Here is a 20,031-nt window from a genome sequence, read left to right on the forward strand (position 1 = left end):
CGATCCAGAGACAACCCGGAGATGATCCGGGGCGCGATCCGAGAACTCCGAGGGCCGTCTCCGCCGGAGACGGGAGAGAGGACGACCAGCATGACGGTGACGCCCGAACCCTCCGCGGTCGTCACGACCGTGGGTGGCACCACCCCTGCCACAGTGGTCACGCCGCGCCCGGGCAGTCCGACCCACGGCGGGGTGATCGTGGTCCAGGACGCGCGGGGATCACGCCGTACCTGGTGTCGGTGTGCGTACGGCTGGCCGGTGCCGGCTGGCTCGCGGTCGCCCCGCACCTCTACCACCGGAACGGGATCGCCGAGGTCGACCCGGCCGGCAGCTGGCCGTCCGCGCCGCGGCAGATGGGCACCCTGACCGCCGCCGGCATCACCACGGACGTCGACGCCAGCCTCACCCACCTCGCCGGCGCAGGCTTCGCTCCCGGGCGGACCGCGGTGCTCGGCTTCTGCATGGGCGGGACCGTGGCGCTGGCCACCGCCACCCGCCATGCCGTGGGCGCGGCCGTGTCGTTCTACGGCGGTGGGGTGCGCACACCGTACTGGGACGGCATACCGCCGCTGGTGCGCCTCGCTCCGGCACTGCGCGCGCCATGGCTCGGTCTGTACGGCGAGCAGGACACGCTGATCAGCGTCGACGAGATCGACGCGCTGCGGACGGCCGCGGGCACGGCGACGGTGCCCACCGAGCTGATCAGCTACCCCGGCGCCGGCCATGCCTTCCACAGCGACGACCGCGCCGAGGTTCACCGGCCGGCGGCGGCCGAGGACGCCTGGAACCGAACGCTGGCCTGGCTGCGCGCCCACGCGACCGCAGCCTGAACCAGTTCTCCCAGGCCGGCGACGACGTGAGACGAGTCACACATCGCCGCCGCCACCGGCCCTCCGGCGGAGGAACGACCAGCCTGCAGGGTCAGGTCGGGGTGTCGGCGCCTTCGTCCAGCAGCGCGTCCAGCTGCGGGCCGGAGATGCGCTTGAACAGCCGACGGCTGCGGGTGCGGTCGAGCATCGCGACCTCGAGGTTGGCCGAGGACAGGACGCGGTCGCCGTTGGCGCCCGGGGGCGTGCCGGCCCGCAGCGCGTTCGCGGCGACCCGCAGCGCCGTGGCCAGCGGCTGCGCGTCCGCGTGATGCTCCTTCAGGGACGTGTTGACCTGCTCGGACTGCCCACCGATGGCCACGAACCCGCGTTCGTCCGCGATCGACCCGTCGTAGGTCAGCCGGTAGATCTGGTCGGAGACGGCATCCTCGCCGACCTCCGCGACGACGATCTCCACCTCGTACGGCTTGATGCTGTCGGTGAAGATCGTGCCGAGGGTCTGGGCGTAGAAGTTGGCCAGCGCCCGCCCGGTGACGTCCCGGCGGTCGTACATGTACCCGCGGACGTCCATCATGCGTACGCCCGCCGTCCGCAGGTTCTCGAACTCGTTGTACTTGCCGACCGCGGCGAAGGCCACCCGGTCATAGATCTCGCTGATCTTGTGCAGGGTGGACGAGGGGTTCTCCGCGACGAACAGGATGCCGTCGGCGTAGCTGCGCACGACCACGCTGCGGCCGCGCGCGATCCCCTTGCGGGCGTACTCGGACCTGTCTCGGACCTGCTGCTCCGGACTGGCATAGCCGAAGGGCATGGTCATGTCAGCCTCCCGGATTCGTCAGACGGCCGGCGACGACGGCCTCGACCACGGCGCCCACCTCGTCGTCGGTGAAGCGGCGGAAACCGTCCTCGGTCACCGAGGCGACCACCGGGTAGATGCGGCGAGTCAGGTCCGGGCCGCCGGTGGCGGAGTCGTCGTCGGCGGCGTCGTAGAGCGCCTCCACGGCGACCCGGACGGTCTCGTCCTGGGTGAGGTCGTCCCGGACCTTCTTCTTCAACGCGCCACGGGCGAAGACGGAGCCGGAGCCGATGGCCTGGAAGCCGTGTTCCTCGGCCCGGGAACCGGTGATGTCATAGGAGAAGATCCGCCCCTTGCCGGCGTCGAGGTCGTAGCCCGCGTACAGCGGAATGACCGCGAGCCCCTGCAGCGCCAGGCCGAGGTTATTTTTGATCATGAAGGACAGTCGGTTGGCCTTCGCGTGCAGGCTGAGAGTGGAACCCTCGATCTTCTCGTAGTGCTCGAGCTCGACCTGGAACAGGCGGACGAGGTCCGCGCCGATCCCGGCTGTGCCGGCATAGCCGACACAGGAGTACTCGTCGGCGTGGAAGACCTTCTCGACGTCCCGCTGTGCGATTACGTTCCCCATGGTCGCGCGGCGGTCACCGGCCATCATCACGCCGCCGGGGTACGTCACCGCCACGATCGTCGTGCCATGGGCCACCTCGGTGACGGCGGCCGGCAGACTGCCGCGTGCGCCTGGCAGCAGCTCGGGCGCGGCCATGGCCAGGAACTCGGTGAACGACGACGTTCCCGGTGTCATGAACACAGACGGTAGACGCCCGGTGACTCCCGCTGGATCAGCCACACATCCCCCTTCAGGTAGTCGGTGGGTCGGATAAGTGGTACCAGGTCGTCGGTGAGGCCGCCGAGACCCATGGTGCGGATGACGCACGCCATGACCCACGGTGCGCTGAGGCGCACAATGACCCGCGGTGCGACAACGTGCACAATGACCCACGGTGTGACGACGCACACGAAAACCCGTAGTGCGATGCCGCACACGATGTCACTGTCGTCCCGCGCCGCTGATGCCGGGGCGGCCCACCGGCGACGTTGCCGGGGCCGCGCACCGCCGCGACCGGGATGGGCCCTACGCGGCCCGGCAGCCGGCGGGCCGCGGTCGAGCACGCACCCGTCCCGCCCTGTCCGTCAGGCGGGCTGTGCCGTGCCCAACCCGATGGCCGGCGTCCCGGCCGGTCTCCCGGCCCCGGTCCCGGTGTTCCCGCTCGGCCGTTGCGGCCGGTCGGCGGGGGCTGCCTATTCGCCCCCCTTCTGGACGTAGCCCTTGACGAACTCCTCCGCGTTCTCCTCGAGCACGTCGTCGATTTCGTCGAGCAGGGAGTCGACGTCCTCGGACAGCTTCTCGTGCCTCTCCTTGACGTCGCTGGCGCTGGACTCCTCGACCTCGACGTCGTCACTCTGGTCCGTCCGTCGGCCCGCGCGCTGCTGACCGCCGCCGGTGTCCTTCGTGGCCATGAGACCCTCCTTCGATCGTCTGGAGCGACACTATCTCCGGGCCCGGACATCCTGAGGCGTTCCTCGCCGCCCGCCATCGACCTCACCACGCCGACGTGGTGGTCGCGAGCCCGGCCCGCCATGGGCCCACCCGCAGGCTCCGGCCGCCGGCAGCGCGAAAAACATGATCGCGCTGCCTTTGGCCGGTGGAGAACCACTTCATCACGATCCAGCGGATCCGTCGCGACGTCCGCCCATGGCGCAACGCACGGACGGCCCGCTCGGCCACCAGGTCCCACCTCGTCGTCAGCGGCGGTGTGGCGGGCCTGCGGGCCCGCTGCGCACCCGCTACGAGGACGAACGAGGCGGGCCCGTACCCCAGGGCGCACGCTGCACCCACGGGCCCAGGGGCGCCCGGCCCGGCCCGGCGGTCGGTTCCCTGCCTGCTCGCCCCGGCCGAGCAGGGCCCCACGCCTGCGGTAGAGCCGGCTGGCGTGGGGCCTGACGTCCGTGTGGTGGGGACGGTGGGGGCCCGGTGGGGGGTTTGGTGGAGGCTGTGGGTGGTCCCGGTCAGCCGCCGGTGAGGGCGTCCACGAGGTCCAGCGCGGTCGGGCAGCGGGCGAGCAGCTCGCCGACGTGCGCCTTCGTCCCGCGCAGCGGCTCCAGGGTCGGCACCCGCTGCAGGGAGTCGCGGCCGATGTCGAAGATGACCGAGTCCCAGGAGGCGGCGGCCACCTGCTGCGGGTACAGCGCCAGGCAGCGGCCCCGGAAGAACGCCCGGGTGTCGTGCGGCGGCTCGGTCATGGCGCGGACGATCTCGTCCTCGGTGAGCAGCAGATCGACCCGGCCGCGCGCCACCAGCCGGTTGTACAGGCCGCGGTCGGGCCGCACGTCGGAGTACTGCAGGTCGACCAGCTGGAGCCGGGGAGCGTCCCAGCCCACCCCGTCCCGCGCCCGGTAGCCCTCGAGGATGGCGAGCTTGGCGACCCAGTCCAGCTCCCGGGAGCAGCTCATCGGGTCGTCCTCAAGACGCACCAGGACGGACTCCCAGCGGGAGAGCACGTCCGCGGTCTGCGCGTCCGGGTCGGTGCCGAAGCGGTCCTCGACGTACTTGCGGGCCTGCTCGAGGTACTCCATCTGCAGCTGGACGGCGGTCATCTTCCGGCCGTCGCCGAGCGTCAGCAGGTGGCGCAGGGACGGGTCGTGGGAGACCGCCCGCAGACTGCTCACCGGGTTGTCGACGCTGAGGTCGACGTCGAGCCAGGAGTCCTCGATCATCGCGAGCACGAGCGAGGTGGTGCCGACCTTGAGGTAGGTCGAGATCTCGCTCATGTTCGCGTCGCCGATGATCACATGGAGCCGGCGGTACTTCTCCGGGTCTGCGTGCGGCTCGTCCCGGGTGTTGATGATCGGACGCTTCAGGGTGGTCTCCAGGCCGACCTCGACCTCGAAGAAGTCGGCCCGCTGGCTGAGCTGGAAGCCGGCCTCCCGGCCGTCCACTCCGATGCCGACCCGGCCGGCGCCGCAGACGACCTGCCGGGAGACGAAGAACGGGATCAGATGGCGCACGATGTCGCCGAACGGCGTGGACCGGGCCATCAGGTAGTTCTCGTGGCAGCCGTAGGAGACGCCCTTGTTGTCCGTGTTGTTCTTGTACAGGTGCACCGGCATGGTGTTCGGCACGGACAGCGCCCGCCGGGCGGCCTCGGCCATCACCCGCTCGCCGGCCTTGTCCCACAGCACCACGTCGCGCGGGTTGGTCACCTCGGGCGTGGAGTACTCCGGGTGGGCATGGTCGACGTAGAGGCGGGCGCCGTTGGTGAGGATGACATTGGCCAGGCCCAGGTCGTCCTCGTTGGCGGGCGCGGACGGATCGACCACCGGCTCGCGGGGCAGCTCGAAGCCCCGCGCGTCGCGCAGTGGCGACTCCTCCTCGAAGTCCCACCGGGCCCGGCTGCCGCCGGTCGCCTGTCGGCTGGCGTAGGAATTGACCACCAGCGACGAGGCAAGCATCTGGTTGGTGGTTGGCTGACCGGGCACCGAGACGCCGTACTCGGTCTCGGCTCCCATGATCCGGCGAACGCTCACACTGTCAGCGTAGGTGCTTTGAGCCCGCACTGAGACCTGGACCGGACGGGTGACCTTCGGTGACTGCCTGACAAACCTCTAGAAATACGGACCAAATACCCCATCGATGGCCCGCTGAGGACCGGAAAACCCTGGCCCGGGAGCGTGCCGCGCCCGCGGAACGCCCAGGGAAATCGTTTACATCCACTCCCTCGGAGCTCCCTCGGCGCATCCTCGATGCCCTCGACGTCCGCCCCGCCCGGCCCGGGCGCGTGCCGCGCCCCGTCAACGCCGAGGGCGGGAGAGCAGGGAATCCCCCGCTTCTCCCGCCCTCGGCGGAACGTCCTGCGTACCCGGAAGAGACCCGTGGCTGTGTTTCTTCGCCGTTCCCTCGCCGCGCTCCCCGATGCTCCCTCGCGGCTCTGCGCACACCGAGGAGAGGACACCGGGAGGACACCGAGGGGAAACCGAGACGGAGCGCGGGGCCCGGCTCTGGGACACCCTGGCGTGGGCGCCCCGGGGCCGGGCCCCGCTCCGTCTGCCTTCCGGTCTCTTCCTCCGATCGGCTGGGCCGACCGACTTACAGGTACTGGCCCGTGTTGGCGATCGTGTCGATGGACCGGCCGGCCTCGGTGCCCTTGGTCCCGGTGATGAGCGTGCGGATGTAGACGATCCGCTCGCCCTTCTTGCCGGAGATCCGTGCCCAGTCGTCCGGGTTGGTCGTGTTGGGCAGGTCCTCGTTCTCCTTGAACTCGTCGACGCAGGCGTTGAGTAGGTGCTGCATGCGCAGCCCCTTGACGCCCCCCTCGATGAGTTCCTTGACCGCCATCTTCTTCGCCCGGGCGACGATGTTCTCGATCATCGCGCCCGAGTTGAAGTCCTTGAAGTACAGGACCTCCTTGTCACCGTTGGCGTAGGTGACCTCGAGGAAGCGGTTCTCCTCGCTCTCGGCGTACATCCGCTCGACGACCCGCTGGATCATGCCCTGGCAGGTCGCCTCCCGGCTGCCGCCGTTCTCGGCGAGGTCCTCGGCGTGCAGCGGCAGATCGGGCGTGACGTACTTGGCGAAGATGTCCTTGGCCGCCTCGGCGTCCGGACGCTCCACCTTGATCTTGACGTCCAGTCGGCCCGGGCGCAGGATCGCCGGGTCGATCATGTCCTCACGGTTGGACGCGCCGATCACGATCACGTTCTCGAGCTGTTCGACACCGTCGATCTCGCTGAGCAGCTGCGGGACGATCGTGTTCTCGACGTCCGAGGACACCCCGGACCCGCGGGTCCGGAAGATCGAGTCCATCTCGTCGAAGAACACGATCACCGGCATGCCCTCGGACGCCTTCTCCCGCGCCCGCTGGAACACCAGCCGGATCTGCCGCTCGGTCTCGCCGACGTACTTGTTCAGCAGCTCGGGGCCCTTGATGTTCAGGAAGAACGCCCGGCCGCTGCCCTGGCCGGTCTGGGCCTCGACCTTCTTCGCCAGCGAGTTGGCCACCGCCTTGGCGATGAGCGTCTTGCCACAGCCGGGCGGGCCGTAGAGCAGGACGCCCTTCGGGGGCTTCAGCTTGTGCTCGAGGAAGAGATCCTTGTAGAGGAACGGCAGTTCGACGGCGTCCCGGATCGACTCGATCTGGCCCTTGAGGCCGCCGATCTGCTCGTAGCCGATGTCCGGTACCTCCTCGAGGACCAGCTCCTCCACCTCGGACTTGGGGATGCGCTCGAACGCGTACCCCGACCGGGTCTCGATCAACAACGAGTCGCCGGCCCGCAGGTGCCCCTCCAGCAGCGGCCGGGCGAGCAGGACCACGCGTTCCTCGTCGGTGTGGCCGATGACCAGAGCCCGGTCACCGCTTTCCAGGACCTCCTTGAGCAGGACGATCTCGCCATGACGCTCGAACGCGCGCGCGTCGACGACATTGAGGGCCTCGTTGAGCATGACCTCCTGCCCAGGGCTCAGATCGTCGACGCCGACGTTCGGCGACACCGTCACCCGCAGCTTGCGCCCCTGGGTGAACACGTCGACCGTGCCGTCGTCGTACGACCCGATGAAGATCCCGTAGCCGCTGGGCGGCTGGGCGAGTCGGTCGACTTCTTCCTTCAGGGCGATGATCTGATCACGAGCTTCGCGCAGTGTGGCCACGAGCTTGTCGTTCTGCCCGCTGAGGCCGGCGAGGTCCGCCTGGGCCTCGGCCAGTCGCTCCTCAAGCACGCGAACCTGCCGCGGCGACTCGTTGAGCCTGCGCCGCAGCATCGCCACCTCCTCCTCGAGGAAAGCGACCTGTGTTGTGAGCTCGTGTACTTCTTTCTCGTACGCCGATGCTCGTGGATCACCATCACCTGGACGGCCCGAACTCCCACCGGAGCCAGAGCCCGAACGGGGACCGGACACCGCGCCTCCACCTCCCCCGTGCTGACCGGGACGCACCCAACACTACCGTTGTGACCGCCGCTGGCACGCCGGTCTGACGACTACGGGCCTGCTTTGGCGTAAACAGCGAGTTACGGTGCCATGGTGACAGACGATCGGAGCCCTGTGGCAACGCCCACGAATTTCCCTGAGGCATCGACGCCCTCGACAGCGCCCACGACGAGGCCCGCGACAGCGCCCGCAGCAGGGTCCACGGCGGCCTCCTCGGCGGGGTCCACGGCAGCGCCCTCGACGTTGCGAGTACGTGTGGACCAGGGCGCGTGCACCGGCGACGGCCTCTGCGTCCAACTCGCCCCGACCGTGTTCGAGTTCGACATTGACGGTCTGGCATACGTCAAGGGCTCCGACGGCGAGCTGCGCACCCAGGCCGGCGCGTCGGCGCCGGTACCGCTGCCGCTGGTGGACGACGTCGTGGCCGCCGCGGACGACTGCCCGGGCAACTGCATCTACGTCGAACGCCCCGACGGGACCCTCGAGGCCGGCCCCGGCTCCTGACCGTCTCACCCGGGCGCACTGTCCCACCCGGGCGCACTGCCCCATCGGGTGTCGGGTGCACCGGCATCCGGCGCCCGGCGGCACCCCGGGAACATCTCAGCCGATCGGGCGCCGGACGGGAGCCGGGAGCGTCCCGGTGTTCTCAGCGTCACGAAAGCCGGGCATCCGGATGTCGGGGATCCGACATCCGGGCGGTACCGGCGTCAGGAATCCGACACCGGGGCGGCTGTCTGGACCGCTCCGGAAATCTGTGCCTCCTCGGGACGCGCGCCCTTGGCGGGCCGTCGCCGCCGCGGCGGGGCGGTGACACCGTCGGCCAGCCGCCGGGCCGTCACGAGGAAGCCGGTGTGGCCGACCATGCGGTGATCGGGGCGCACCGCCAGCCCGTCCACGTGCCAGGTGCGCGTCATCGACTCCCAGGCGGCCGGCTCGGCGAACGCGCCGTGGGCCCGCAGCTCCTCGACGACGCGGGCCAGCTGCGTGGTGGTGGCGACGTAGGCGCAGACGACCCCGCCGGGCACCAGCGCCGCGCTGACCGTGCCCAGCACCTCCCAGGGGGCCAGCATGTCCAGGACCACCCGGTCGATGTCCCGCTCGGTCGCCTCGGCGAGGTCCCCGACATGCAGGACGTGGGCGGGGTGCGGCCCGCCGAAGAAGGTCTCGACGTTCCTGCGCGCGATCTCGGCGAAGTCGGCCCGCCGTTCGTAGGAGACCACCAGCCCCTGGTCACCGACGGCCCGCAGCAGCGAACACGACAGCGCCCCCGAGCCCACGCCGGCCTCCAGCACCCGCGCGCCGGGGAAGACGTCGGCGTAGGTCACGATCTGCGCGGCGTCCTTCGGGTAGACCACGGCGGCGCCGCGCGGCATGGACAGGACGAAGTCGGTCAGCAGCGGGCGCAGCGCCAGGTAGGGCGTCCCCCCGGTGCTGGTGACCACCACGCCCTCGGTGCGGCCGATCAGGTCGTCGTGTTCGATGGCGCCGGCGTGGGTGTGGAACTGGCGGCCCGGCTCCAACGTCACGGTGTGCCGCCGCCCCTTGGGATCGGTGAGCTGGACGCGGTCACCCTTGGTGAGGGTCCCGCGACGGTTGGCGGCGCCGGTGGGTGACCGGTGCACCACTGGCTCTCCTGGTTCGTCTGGTTCGCTCGCGTCACCGTGCGGCGCTGGCTCGGCGCTCACCGCTGGTTCACCAGCCGGCCGATGCTCGCCGGGTCGATACGGGCGACCAGGTCGACCATGGCGAGCACGCCCACCGGGCGCCCGTCCTGCGTCACCAGATACTCGCTCGCGGGTGTGCCGCGTACCGCCGCCAACAGGTCCTCGCCTTCCAGTTCCGCTGCCAGCACCATGCCGGGGGTGATCGTGCGGCTGACCTCGTCCACGGTCATCCATGGCCGGCGGTGTTCGGGCAGGGCGTCCACCGCGGAGCCATTCATGATCTTGACGGGTGTGCCGGTGGGGTCGACCACGGCCACCGCGCTCGCCCCGAGATCCCGGGCGCGTCGCAGCGCCTCGGCGAGCGGCACGTCCCCCTGCACCGGTAGGGTACGCCGCACCAGACGCCCGGCCGACACCCCCGGCAGGCGCATCCGGATCCGCGCCTGGCGCAGCGACTGGTGCGCCCCGAGCGCGATGAACGCCGCCACCACCAGCAGGTAGAGACCGGCGAACCGGTTGCCCGGGGAGAGCAGGACCCACAGCGCCAGCAGGCCGGCGACCACGTAGCCGCCGTACGCGCCGGCCCGGGCGCCGCGCAGCCTGTCCCGGGTGCCGCCCCAGACGGCGGCCACGACCAGCCGGCCCCCGTCGAGCGGGAGACCGGGCAGCAGGTTGAACACGAAGAGGATCAGGTTGGTCGCGGCCAGGTCGAGTATGACCACGCTGGGCTGGGTGCCGCTGTTCAGCGCGGCCAGCAGGGCGAAGCCCACGCCGGCCAGCACCCCGTTGACGGCCGGCCCGGAGACGGCGACCAGGAACTCCCGGGCGGGGGTGGGCGGCTCGGGCTCGATCTCGGTGAATCCCACGAACCCGTGCACCGTCACCGCGCGCACCCGCAGGCCGAGGCCGAGGGCCGTCAGGCAGTGGCCGATCTCGTGCAGGACCAGGGAGGCGATGAACCCGGCGGAGGTAATCGCGACCAGCAGGTACAGCCGCCCGTCCGCCACACCGGGCAGACGCTCCCGGTTGGGCTCAAGCAGCAGCAGGCCGATGATGAGGCCGAACAGCAGCGCCAGCGGGGAGAGGTACACCGGTACGCCGCGGACCCGCCCGACGAGCATGCCGGGTGGCCGGCGGCCGGGTTCGCCCTCCTGGCCGCCTCCGCCGGCGTGAGGGAAGCCGGGACGCGGGACCTGGTCAGGCTGATCGGCCATGTCTGCGATGCTACGGAGTCTTTGCCGGTGGCGGGACACCCCATGACCGCCGATGCGTGTCGGGCGTACCCGGCGTGCCGGCGGCGGGCTGGAGATGGTCGGGACGGGTCGGTCGGGGCCGGCGCCCGGATTGTCGGACCGGCCGCCTATGGTCCGGAGGCATGAGCCCGTCCATGGACCAGCCGCCCGCGCCCGGCGGGGACGCTCCGCCTGCCGCGGGCGGGATTCGCGTCGTCGGATCGCTCTCGCCGTCGCGGGCGGGCGACTTCATGAACTGCCCCCTGCGCTACCGCTTCCGGGTGATCGACCGGCTGCCCGAGCCGCCGAGTTCCGCCGCGGTGCGCGGGACGGTCGTCCACACCGTCCTGGAGCGGCTGTTCGACCATCCCCCGCCGGGGCGCACGATCGCCGCCGCCGAGGCGCTGCTGGAGCCGGCCTGGCACGACCTGCTCGCCCGGGAGCCGGAGCTTGCCACCCTGTTCGCGGACGAGGCCGAGCGGGCCGCGTGGCTGGAGTCCGCCCGTTCCCTGCTCACCGGCTACTTCAGCCTGGAGAACCCCGCCGGTCTCACCCCGGCGGCCCGGGAGCTCTACGTCGAGCACGTGCTCGACTCCGGGGTGCGGCTGCGCGGCTACATCGACCGTCTCGACGAGGCGGCGACCCGCGACGGCCCGGCGTTACGGGTCGTCGACTACAAGACGGGCCGGTCGCCTGGCCCGGCGTTCGAGGGCCAGGCGCTGTTCCAGATGAAGTTCTACGCCTACCTCCTCTGGCGGATCCGTGGTGTGATCCCCCGCGAGCTGCGGCTGTACTACCTGGCCGACCGGACCTGGATACGGGTGCAGCCCGACGAGAGCGACCTGCGCGCCACCGAACGGAAGATCGACGCCGTGTGGTCAGCCATCAGCCGGGCCCGGCGCACGGGCGACTGGCGGGCGACTCCCAGCAAGTTGTGCGACTGGTGCGATCACAAGATCAGATGTCCGGCGTTCGGCGGGACGCCGCCGCCGCTGCCCGCCGCCGACCGTCCGGCCCCGCAGGCCACGACAGTCGATCGTCCGGAGCCGAAACCAGCGGCGTCAGAGCCGGCGGTACGGCGGGCAGCGGACGCACACCAGCCGGACCCGGATCGGCCAGGCACGGGCCCCGACCCGGACCCGACAGATGGCTGACAGTTGGTTACGACAACCCGGCACGATATGCGTCCATGGCGGTATGCGTTCATAGATTGCCAGTCACCGTACATCCGGATTTCGACGGTTATTCGGATCGCCGCCGGGCCGGACAACGTTGAAAAGTCGAGGACGACACCGAAAAAGTCACGGGCGATCGTCGGACGAGGGTGGGACAGTACCGGGAGCCGGGTGGATCTGATCCGATGAATGCGCCGCCGCGGATCCGTTCCGGCCGGTCCCGGCCCGCGGGACGATCAGCGGGGTGCCGGCATTTGTCGGGCGTCCGGGCGGACGATGTCAGCAGGTTGTTCGTGGTGTCAGCACGTTGTTTGATCAGCGCATCGTGATCGACATGTTGTGATCGACATGTTGTTTGAAAGGAGCTTCTTCCATGAGCCGAGCGGGCCGGATCTCCGGCGCCGGTCCTCAGGCCGAGCCGGTTATGTCCCCGGAGCCTTCGGATTCGGCCGGTGCCGCTGGCGGGGTGGCAGGCGCCGCGGCCGCCGCCCGCGCCGAGGGCCTGGTCAAGATCTACGGATCGGGGCAGACCGCGGTCACCGCCCTGCGGAACATAGACGTGTCCTTCCCCCGCGGCCACTTCACCGCGATCATGGGGCCGTCCGGGTCGGGGAAGTCGACCCTGATGCACTGTCTGGCCGGTCTCGACACGGTGACCAGCGGCCGGGTCTACGTCGGCGACGTGGACCTGTCCAAGCTGTCGGACAAGCAGCTCACCCAGCTGAGGCGGGACCGCGTCGGGTTCGTGTTCCAGCAGTTCAACCTCCTGCCGACGCTGACCGCCGCGGAGAACATCACCCTGCCTCTCAGCATCGCCGGGCGTAAGCCCGACCAGGAGTGGCTGCGCGCGGTGGTCGACGCCGTCGGGCTCGCCTCCCGGCTGGGCCACCGTCCCGCAGAGCTCTCCGGTGGGCAGCAACAGCGAGTCGCCTGCGCCCGCGCCCTGGTCACCCGTCCGGAGATCGTGTTCGCCGACGAGCCCACCGGCAACCTCGACTCCCGGTCGGGCGCGGAGGTGCTGGCGTTCCTCCAACGGTCGGTGCGCGAGTTCGACCAGACCGTCGTCATGGTCACCCACGACCCCACCGCGGCGTCCTTCTCCGACGAGGTCGTCTTCCTCGCGGACGGGCAACTCGTCGACTCGATCCCGAACCCGACCGCGGAGAGCGTCCTCGAACGCATGAAGCATCTCGACGATCTCCAACAGGAGGCGTCTGCCGCCGGCGGCGCGTCGCCGGAGGCCCCTCAGCCGCAGCCCCGGCAGAGCCCGGACGAGTGGCACGAGGCGGGCCAGGAGCAGGACCACGGATCCGCGGGCAGGGTCTGACACGATGCTGCGCGCGACCCTCAAGAGCCTGCTGGCCCGTAAGATCCGGCTGGTGCTGTCCGCGCTGGCGGTCGTGGCCGGCGTCAGCTTCGTCACCGGCACGCTGGTCCTCACCGACACGCTGAACCGGACCTTCGACGGACTGTTCGCCAACATCTTCCAGAACGTGGCCGTCTCGGTCCGGTCGACCAACGCGGTGGACAACACCTCCGGGACCAGTAGCAGACAGCCCCTGTCCGCCTCCGTGCTGGACACCGTCCGGGGCGTCGACGGCGTGCGCGAGGCCTTCGGCGGCGTCGACGGCACGGCGGTTCTGGTCAACCCCCGTACCGGCAAGGCCTTCGACACCGGCGGTGGGCCCTCGCTCGGCACCAACTGGGACGGTGGCAGCCAGACCTCCGCGGTGGAACTCGCCAGCGGCCGCGCGCCGCGCGGAGCGGAGATCGTCGTGGACAGGGCCACCGCGGACGATGCCGACCTGCGGCTCGGGGAACAGGTAACCGTCCTCACCAACGGTGGGCCGACCCCCTACACCCTGGTCGGGACGTTCCGGATCGCCGGGCAGGACAGTTTCGGCGGCGCCGCGGTGACCGCGTTCGACACCGCCACCGCGCAGCGCGTGCTGCTCGCCCCGGGCGAGTTCAGCTCGATCAGCATCGCGGCCGACGACGGCATCTCCCAGAACGAGCTTCGCGACCGGATCGCCCGGGTGCTGCCCACCGGCGTCGAGGCGATCACCGGCAAGCAGTTGACGGACGAGAACGCCAACACCGTCCAGGAGGCCATCGCCGGCTTCTCGACGTTCCTGCTCGTCTTCGCGGGCATCGCGGTCTTCGTCGGCGCCTTCATCATCTTCAACACCTTCACGATGCTGGTGGCCCAGCGGGTGCGGGAACTGGCCCTGCTGCGGGCGCTGGGCGCCCGCAGACGGCAGGTGCAGTTCACGGTCCAGCTGGAAGCGCTGATCGTCGGCTTCGTCGGAGCCACCCTGGGGCTGCTGCTCGGTGCCGGGCTGGCGGTGCTGCTGCGGATCGTGACCGCCGCCATCGGGGTCTCCCTCCCCGACGGCGGCCTGGTCTTCCGGCCACGGACGATCATCGTCGCCTATGCCGTCGGGATCATCGTCACGGCCGTCGCCGCGTTCGTTCCCGCGCGCAAGGCCGCGTCGGTACCCCCGGTGGCGGCGATGCGGGAGACCTTCGTGCTACCCGCGCGTTCGCTGCGTATCCGGGGGGTCGCGGGTGGTGCGCTGGCGCTCATCGGTGCCGCGCTGCTGGTGCTGGGCCTGACGACGGCCAGCGGCAAGGGCGCGGCGGCTGTCGTCGGCATCGGGGCGGGGCTGGCCTTCCTCGGGGTGTCCACCCTCTCGCCGCTGCTGGCCCGGCCCGTCACCAGGGTCATCGGCAGCCCGCTGCCGGCCCTGTTCGGCGCGACCGGGCGGCTCGGGCGAGAGAACGCCATGCGCAACCCGCGCCGCAGCGCGTCCACGGCGTCCGCGTTGATGATCGGTCTTGCGCTGGTGAGCGCCTTCTCCGTGCTCGGCCAGTCCATCAAGCAGTCGGTGACGGACACGGTCCGCAACAACCTGGGCGCGGACTTCTACCTGACCTCGACCAGTTTCGCGCAGGGCTTCAGCCCCGACGTCGCCCGTTCGCTGCGGGACGCCCCCGGTATCGAGCTCGTCACGGGGCTGCGGTCCGACGTCGTGCGGATCAACGACAGCAAGAAGCAGGTCACCGCGGGAGACCCGGCGGCGCTGCCGACCCTGCTGGCGCTCAAGACCACCGCCGGTGATCTCCGGGCCCTGGGCAGGGGCTCGATCCTGATCGACGAGGACACCGCCAGGGACCAGAAACTGTCCGTTGGCCAGGAGGTCCCGGTGGTGTTCCCGGACGGGCCCACGACGCTGCGCCTGGCCGGCACGTTCGAGAAGAGCCCGGTGGCCGGGCAGTACCTGATCTCGCTCGACGAGTTCAGCCAACGCTTCCCCACCAACACCCTGGACTTCTTCGTTCTCGCGAAAACGGTGAAGGACGCGGATCTCACCCAGGTACGCCAGGAGATCGACGCCACGGTCAAACCCCATCCGAACGTGGAGGTCCGGGACCAGTCCGAGTTCATCCGGCAGCAGGAGAACCAGGTCGACCAGTTGCTGGGCTTCATCTACGTCCTGCTCGCGCTGGCCGTCGTCATCGCCCTGTTCGGGATCGTCAACACGCTGGCCCTGTCGGTCATCGAGCGGACCCGGGAGATCGGGCTGCTGCGCGCGGTCGGCATGAGCAGACGGCAGCTACGCAGAATGGTCCGGTTGGAGGCGGTCGTGATCGCGGTGTTCGGAGCGCTGCTCGGGGTCGCGGTCGGCAGCTTCCTCGGCTGGGCGCTGACCATCGCGCTGAAGGAACAGGGCATCGACACCTTCGCCTACCCGACGCCGACAATCATCACCGTCGTGATCGTCGGTGGCCTCCTCGGTGTCCTCGCCGCTATCTTCCCGGCCCGCCGAGCCGCAAAGATGGACATCCTCCGGGCAATCGCTACCACCTGACGGCGGCTTTTGGCTGCCCTGGTGGGGCCTCCCAACACCGAACATGCACCGAACATGCTCGGGAGGCCCCACCAGAACACCCATTCGCCCAGCGCAACCGTCGCGTCGCTCGTCATGCCGTTTCCCGGCTCCCGTGACCCAGCGGCGAGGGCTACGGCGCTACCGGCCGGGTAACACCGGACCACGGGAGTGAGGGATCAGACGGTCGAGATGGCGACCGTCTGATCCCTCACTTGCCCGCGTGGAGCAGGGCGTGGTGTCGGTCGGAGTCGGCCGAGGAATCGCCTGTGGCGCAGGCGCGGGCCAGGACGTCGAGGGAGATCCCGAGTGCCCCGGCCAGGGCGGCCACGGTGAAGAACGCTGGTGTCGGGATCCGCCCGGTCTCTATCTTGCGGACGGTCTCGGTGGACAGCCCGGCGGCGGCGGCGACCTGCGCCATGCTGCGCTCACCGCGGGCTTCGCGCAGCGCCGCCCCGAGCCGCCGGCCGCGTTCCAGATCCATCGCCGTCAGCGCGGTCCGCACCATGAACGCAATACTAATACCGGTATAGTTATTGGACGGGGAAGGTGGGCGGGACGACAGAGCGACGACAGGGCAAGGACGAGGCGAGGTGGGGGCATGGTCGAGCTCAAGACGGACGTGGCACTGGCGGCGATGCGGGAAGCGGGCCAGGTGGTCGCACGGGCGCTGGCTGCGGTCCGCGCCGCCGCACAGGTCGGGTCGAGCCTGCTCGAGCTCGACGACGTCGCCGCGACGGTGATCCGCGAGGCCGGCGCCAAGCCGGCGTTCCTGCACTACCTGCCGTCCTTCGCGCCGACCCCGTTCCCCGGGGTGATCTGCGCGTCGATCAACGATGTGATCGTGCACGGTGTCCCGGATGGCTACCGTCTGCGCGACGGTGACCTGGTCAGCATCGACTGCGGCGCGCAGCTCGATGGCTGGACCGGTGACGCCGCGGTCAGTTTCGTCGTGGGCACCCCGCTCCCCGCCGATCTGCGGCTGATCGCCACGGCCGAGCAGGCCCTGGCCGCGGGCATCGCCGCAGCCCGGGTCGGTGCCCGCGTCGGGGACATCTCCCACGCGATCGGGCGGGTGTGCCGGGCGGCGGGCCTCGGTGTCCCCGACGGCTTCGGCGGGCACGGCATCGGCCGGCAGATGCACGAGGACCCCCACGTCCCGAACGACGGCCGCCCCGGCCGGGGCCTGCGGCTACAGCCAGGGCTCGTCCTCGCGATCGAGCCGATGGTCACCGCCGGAGGCGGCGACCGCTACCGCACCGCACCGGACGGCTGGGCGCTGCACACCACCGACGGCACCCGCGCTGCTCACGTCGAGCACACCGTCGCCATCACCGACGACGGCCCCCGCATCCTCACCTTCCCCTGAGGTCGAGACGGCAGTCGGCGCCGATCGCCAGCCACGGGATCCGATCCGTCGCGCCGTCATGGCGCGACGGCGTCTTCGTCCCGCGGCATCGGCGGTCGGCTCCTCGAGCGAGTCCTCGAATAACCGGGGCTTCAGGGAAGGTCGCTGTTGCCGCCCAAATTGTCGATCATGCGGCGCAGGACGTTGAGTGCCGTCACATAGTCGGCCGTTGCGACGCCTTCGTGCGTCTGTTCGTGAGCGCGTGCGTTGCGTTCCCTGGCGCGCAGCAGCCCGGCGCGTTCCCCGCTCCCGGCTCCGGGCGCTCGCGGTGGCCGCGGCCGTGACTGCGGTGGTTACCCTGCTGCTCGTCGGGACGACCGTGCTCCGGCCCGGTGACGTGGCCACGGCCACACCGCTGCTGCCGGCCCCGCTGCGCACGGCCACCACCGGTGATCACGCCGCGGCCGTCCAGGCGCTGACCCAAGCTGCCGAACGGCAACGCGCGCTGTCACCGGCCGGCGCCGGTCCGCTGCTCTACAGTCGCAGCCAGGTCTACGGACTGGACGTCACCGTCGCCCGGCACCAGGCGACCACCGTGGCCCGCACCACCATCATCGACACCTGGCAGCGCCCCGACAGGTCGCGGCACCTCGAGCGCCATGTCCAGAACGTCAACCGCGTCGGCACGAACGTCGGCGGACCACAACCCGCCGACGACCGGTACAACCGCCAGACGGAATTCCCACCGGGCTCGCCGGACCTCGACCCCGCGACGATGCCCACCGACGCCGCCCAGCTCCGCGCACGGCTGATCGCCCGTGCCGTAACCAGCGGCGCCCCCGCCAGCCTGCATGACATCGCCGTCGCAGGGGAGGCCCTGTCCGATCTCGCCTCCGGTCTCACCAGCCCCCAGCAGAACGCCGCCTACTATGAGGTCCTCGCCCAGCTCCCGGGCGTCTTCGACGCCGGGCCTGTCCGTGACCGCGCTGGCCGTCCCGGCCATGCCATCGGCGTCGTGGTCTCCGACCACACCAGCCTCGTCGTCGCCACCAGCTACCTGGTGCTCGCCGAGAGCGGCACACCACTGACCACCGAAACCGTCTACACCCCGGGCCCCCCGCCCGGCCTGCGCCTCCCCCCGGACCCGACCGTCGCCACGTACACCCAGATCATCACGGTCAGCCGTGTCCGCGCCGTCGGCGACACCCACTAACGCCGACCAACCAGGATCGATAGGTGGTAGGGCCCAGCCGTCGGTGGAAACCGCTGCTGGGACTGGAGTGATCCCGCTTCCGTGGACAGCGAACCTGAGGTTCGCTGTCCATAGGGAAGGAGCGTCATGGGGTCAGCTCGCCGGAAGTTCACCCAGGAGTACAAATCCGAGGCAGTAAGGTTGGTGCTCGACTCGGGCCGGTCGGTGACCGAGGTCGCGAAGAGTCTGGGTATCCACGAGACCACGTTGGGAAACTGGGTGAAGAAGGCGAAGGAGAACGGCGAGACCGAGGAGCGGCCGCTGTCGGTGTCGGAGCGCGCGGAACTTGAGGAGCTCCGGAAGAAGTACGCGCAGGCGCAGATGGACATCGCCTTCCTAAAAAAAGCGGCGAGCTTCTTCGCGAGCGAGCAGAAGTAAAGTTCGAGTTCATCTCGATACACGCTCCGAAGAAGCCTGTGTCCGCCGACGGCGCGAACACCTTTCCCGTCGACTACATGTGCAAGAAACTCGACGTGTCCCGACAGGGCTACTATGCGTGGAAGAAACGCGGCCCGTCTCGGAGGGAGAAGGACGACGCCACCTTGTCGACCATGATCAGAGCTGTTTTCGACCGTCACGAGGGGCGGTACGGCGTGCGGCGGATCTTCCACGAGATCCGCCGCCAGGGCGTCGCCGTCGCCTACAAGCGGGTCCAGCGGCTGATGGCGACGATGGGCCTGGTCAGCGTGCATCCGCGTCCCCGCCGGCCGGTGACGACGGTGCAGGCCGCGGACTCCTCATCGCTGCCTGATCTTGTCGGCCAAGACTTCGCCGCGTCCGCACCGAACCAGTTGTGGTACGGCGACATAACATATATTCGCACCTGGGATGGCTGGGTGTACATGGCCTCCGTCATCGACGCGTTCTCTCGGAAGATCGTCGGCTGGGCGGTCGCCGATCACATGCGCACCGAACTCGTTCTCGACGCGCTTCGTATGGCCGTCACCCGCCGGCGGCCACCCGGCGGCGTCATATTCCACGCCGACCGAGGCGGTCAGTACACCAGCCGTGAGTTCGTCGCCTTCTGTCGCGACAACAACGTCCGAAACTCCGTCGGCCGTACCGGGATCTGTTTCGACAACGCCGCGGCGGAGTCCTTCTGGGCCACCCTCAAGAAGGAGTTCGTCCACCTCCACCCGTTCGATACCATAGACCGCGTCCGGGCGGGGATCTTCGAATATGTCGAGATCTACTACAACCGGCAGCGGTTGCACTCCTCGATCGGCTATCTCACGCCTGTCGAGTTCGAGGAAGAATTTGACGGACAAACACTTCGTGCTGCATAGTTAGGACTGTCCACGAAAGTGGGAACCCTCCACCACCAGGCCTTGCGCTGAGTGTGGCAACGGTCACATTCGTGGATGACATGGTAGGCGCGGGCCTGTTTGTCCCAGACTGCGCTGTGGGGTTCCCAACGGTGTCCCATGGTGCGGCACTCGATGAAACTGGCGGGCAGCTCGTGCGCCCAGGTCTCGATGTTGCGGCGGGGGGTATGATCGGCCATGGGATGGGCTGCTACCTCCGGAATCGCCTGTGTGGACGGGGCGGCGGGCCTGGACGTCGCAGGCTGCCATGCAGGTCAGATAGCACAGGCCAGGTGTTGATGTCGAGCACACGGATCGTTCCACCATCTTCCGGATCCACCTGACTGTGTGGCTCTTCCTGACTGCGGACGGGAGCCAACCGGCAGGATTCATTATCGGTCTGTCGCACGAAGCGCACATAGATCATGAGCGCAGGGTGACCGGTGCTACAGACCGACCAGACCGACCAGGGCAACCGACCGTGCCCAGCGGACCGCGGGCCGGCCCTGCCCACGGCGTCAGCGCGCCGGCGCTGGCGGTCGTGACCCGGCCACCGTGGCCGG

General features: G+C 69.9%; 16 protein-coding genes and 1 pseudogene. 9 read left to right on the plus strand and 8 right to left on the minus strand.

What is annotated here, in order from left to right; genetic code table 11:
- Positions 1-239 precede the first annotated feature (239 nt).
- Complete coding sequence (locus tag FSYMDG_RS10915) at positions 240-830, plus strand: dienelactone hydrolase family protein (protein ID WP_431307082.1); 591 nt, start codon at positions 240-242, stop codon at positions 828-830.
- 91 nt (positions 831-921) lie between these two features.
- Here the strand turns inward: FSYMDG_RS10915 and prcA are convergent, their stop codons facing one another.
- The 5 genes from prcA to arc all read right to left on the minus strand — a co-directional run bounded on the left by prcA (position 922) and on the right by arc (position 7,573).
- A complete protein-coding gene (gene prcA / locus FSYMDG_RS10920) occupies positions 922-1,644 on the minus strand; it encodes a proteasome subunit alpha (RefSeq protein ID WP_013873557.1) in 723 nt (240 codons plus the stop codon).
- A 1-nt stretch (position 1,645) separates the two neighbouring features.
- Positions 1,646-2,425 carry a proteasome subunit beta gene (prcB, locus tag FSYMDG_RS10925; protein WP_193353099.1) on the minus strand — a complete coding sequence of 260 codons (780 nt, stop codon included), beginning with the start codon at positions 2,423-2,425 and terminating at the stop codon, positions 1,646-1,648.
- A 497-nt stretch (positions 2,426-2,922) separates the two neighbouring features.
- Complete coding sequence (locus FSYMDG_RS10935; protein ID WP_013873560.1) at positions 2,923-3,141, minus strand: ubiquitin-like protein Pup; 219 nt, start codon at positions 3,139-3,141, stop codon at positions 2,923-2,925.
- A gap of 549 nt (positions 3,142-3,690) precedes the next feature.
- Entirely contained in the window at positions 3,691-5,208 is a 1,518-nt protein-coding gene (gene dop / locus FSYMDG_RS10945) for a depupylase/deamidase Dop (protein ID WP_275452055.1), read from the minus strand.
- Between the two features lie 559 nt (positions 5,209-5,767).
- The gene (arc, locus tag FSYMDG_RS10950; RefSeq protein WP_013873562.1) at positions 5,768-7,573 is read right to left on the minus strand and encodes a proteasome ATPase; all 1,806 of its coding nucleotides are present in this window, start codon (positions 7,571-7,573) and stop codon (positions 5,768-5,770) included.
- A 285-nt stretch (positions 7,574-7,858) separates the two neighbouring features.
- Here arc and FSYMDG_RS28345 point away from each other — a divergent pair, with 285 nt between their 5' ends.
- Complete coding sequence (locus FSYMDG_RS28345) at positions 7,859-8,107, plus strand: ferredoxin (protein WP_013873563.1); 249 nt, start codon at positions 7,859-7,861, stop codon at positions 8,105-8,107.
- A 203-nt stretch (positions 8,108-8,310) separates the two neighbouring features.
- On the opposite strand, the gene FSYMDG_RS10960 is transcribed toward FSYMDG_RS28345, so the two are convergent.
- Together FSYMDG_RS10960 and FSYMDG_RS10965 are read right to left on the minus strand one after the other, a co-directional pair.
- Positions 8,311-9,288 (minus strand): tRNA (adenine-N1)-methyltransferase, encoded by a 978-nt coding sequence (locus FSYMDG_RS10960; RefSeq protein ID WP_131772471.1) that lies wholly within the window; start codon positions 9,286-9,288, stop codon positions 8,311-8,313.
- Positions 9,285-10,481 carry a site-2 protease family protein gene (locus tag FSYMDG_RS10965; RefSeq protein WP_043603472.1) on the minus strand — a complete coding sequence of 399 codons (1,197 nt, stop codon included), beginning with the start codon at positions 10,479-10,481 and terminating at the stop codon, positions 9,285-9,287. The genes FSYMDG_RS10960 and FSYMDG_RS10965 overlap by 4 nt, the downstream gene beginning before the upstream one ends.
- A 161-nt stretch (positions 10,482-10,642) precedes the next feature.
- On the opposite strand from FSYMDG_RS10965, the gene FSYMDG_RS10970 reads away from it, so the two are divergent.
- From FSYMDG_RS10970 to FSYMDG_RS10980, 3 genes and pseudogenes are all read left to right on the plus strand, one after another.
- Positions 10,643-11,653, plus strand: a complete 1,011-nt coding sequence (locus FSYMDG_RS10970) for a PD-(D/E)XK nuclease family protein (protein ID WP_202797611.1) — start codon at positions 10,643-10,645, stop codon at positions 11,651-11,653.
- Between the two features lie 445 nt (positions 11,654-12,098).
- Positions 12,099-12,876 (plus strand): annotated as a pseudogene (locus tag FSYMDG_RS10975) (ABC transporter ATP-binding protein); the annotation flags it as partial.
- Between the two features lie 129 nt (positions 12,877-13,005).
- Positions 13,006-15,546 (plus strand): ABC transporter permease, encoded by a 2,541-nt coding sequence (locus tag FSYMDG_RS10980; protein ID WP_013873568.1) that lies wholly within the window; start codon positions 13,006-13,008, stop codon positions 15,544-15,546.
- Between the two features lie 229 nt (positions 15,547-15,775).
- Here the strand turns inward: FSYMDG_RS10980 and FSYMDG_RS10985 are convergent, their stop codons facing one another.
- A complete protein-coding gene (locus tag FSYMDG_RS10985; protein WP_013873569.1) occupies positions 15,776-16,072 on the minus strand; it encodes a helix-turn-helix domain-containing protein in 297 nt (98 codons plus the stop codon).
- Between the two features lie 93 nt (positions 16,073-16,165).
- Here FSYMDG_RS10985 and map point away from each other — a divergent pair, with 93 nt between their 5' ends.
- The 4 genes from map to FSYMDG_RS11005 all read left to right on the plus strand — a co-directional run bounded on the left by map (position 16,166) and on the right by FSYMDG_RS11005 (position 19,450).
- Positions 16,166-16,933: a type I methionyl aminopeptidase gene (gene map / locus FSYMDG_RS10990; protein ID WP_013873570.1), complete on the plus strand. Its 768-nt coding sequence runs from the start codon at positions 16,166-16,168 to the stop codon at positions 16,931-16,933.
- Between the two features lie 241 nt (positions 16,934-17,174).
- Complete coding sequence (locus tag FSYMDG_RS10995) at positions 17,175-18,125, plus strand: CU044_5270 family protein (protein WP_193353067.1); 951 nt, start codon at positions 17,175-17,177, stop codon at positions 18,123-18,125.
- A 126-nt stretch (positions 18,126-18,251) separates the two neighbouring features.
- Positions 18,252-18,542, plus strand: a complete 291-nt coding sequence (locus FSYMDG_RS28350) for a transposase (RefSeq protein ID WP_043602641.1) — start codon at positions 18,252-18,254, stop codon at positions 18,540-18,542.
- Positions 18,543-18,559: 17 nt separating this feature from the next.
- A complete protein-coding gene (locus FSYMDG_RS11005; RefSeq protein WP_237703101.1) occupies positions 18,560-19,450 on the plus strand; it encodes an IS3 family transposase in 891 nt (296 codons plus the stop codon).
- Positions 19,451-20,031: the final 581 nt, after the last annotated feature.

Source organism: Candidatus Protofrankia datiscae, from assembly GCF_000177615.2.
GTDB classification, from domain to species: Bacteria; Actinomycetota; Actinomycetes; order Frankiales; family Frankiaceae; genus Protofrankia; species Protofrankia coriariae.

Excerpts from the sequence above, each read along its gene's own strand:
- FSYMDG_RS28350 (WP_043602641.1), top strand. The coding sequence starts at position 18,252 with ATGGGGTCAGCTCGCCGGAAGTTCACCCAGGAGTACAAATCCGAGGCA.
- prcB (WP_193353099.1), bottom strand. The coding sequence starts at position 2,425 with ATGACACCGGGAACGTCGTCGTTCACCGAGTTCCTGGCCATGGCCGCG.
- FSYMDG_RS10985 (WP_013873569.1), bottom strand. The coding sequence starts at position 16,072 with ATGGTGCGGACCGCGCTGACGGCGATGGATCTGGAACGCGGCCGGCGG.
- prcA (WP_013873557.1), bottom strand. The coding sequence starts at position 1,644 with ATGACCATGCCCTTCGGCTATGCCAGTCCGGAGCAGCAGGTCCGAGAC.
- FSYMDG_RS10970 (WP_202797611.1), top strand. The coding sequence starts at position 10,643 with ATGAGCCCGTCCATGGACCAGCCGCCCGCGCCCGGCGGGGACGCTCCG.
- FSYMDG_RS10935 (WP_013873560.1), bottom strand. The coding sequence starts at position 3,141 with ATGGCCACGAAGGACACCGGCGGCGGTCAGCAGCGCGCGGGCCGACGG.
- map (WP_013873570.1), top strand. The coding sequence starts at position 16,166 with ATGGTCGAGCTCAAGACGGACGTGGCACTGGCGGCGATGCGGGAAGCG.
- FSYMDG_RS10980 (WP_013873568.1), top strand. The coding sequence starts at position 13,006 with ATGCTGCGCGCGACCCTCAAGAGCCTGCTGGCCCGTAAGATCCGGCTG.
- FSYMDG_RS10965 (WP_043603472.1), bottom strand. The coding sequence starts at position 10,481 with ATGGCCGATCAGCCTGACCAGGTCCCGCGTCCCGGCTTCCCTCACGCC.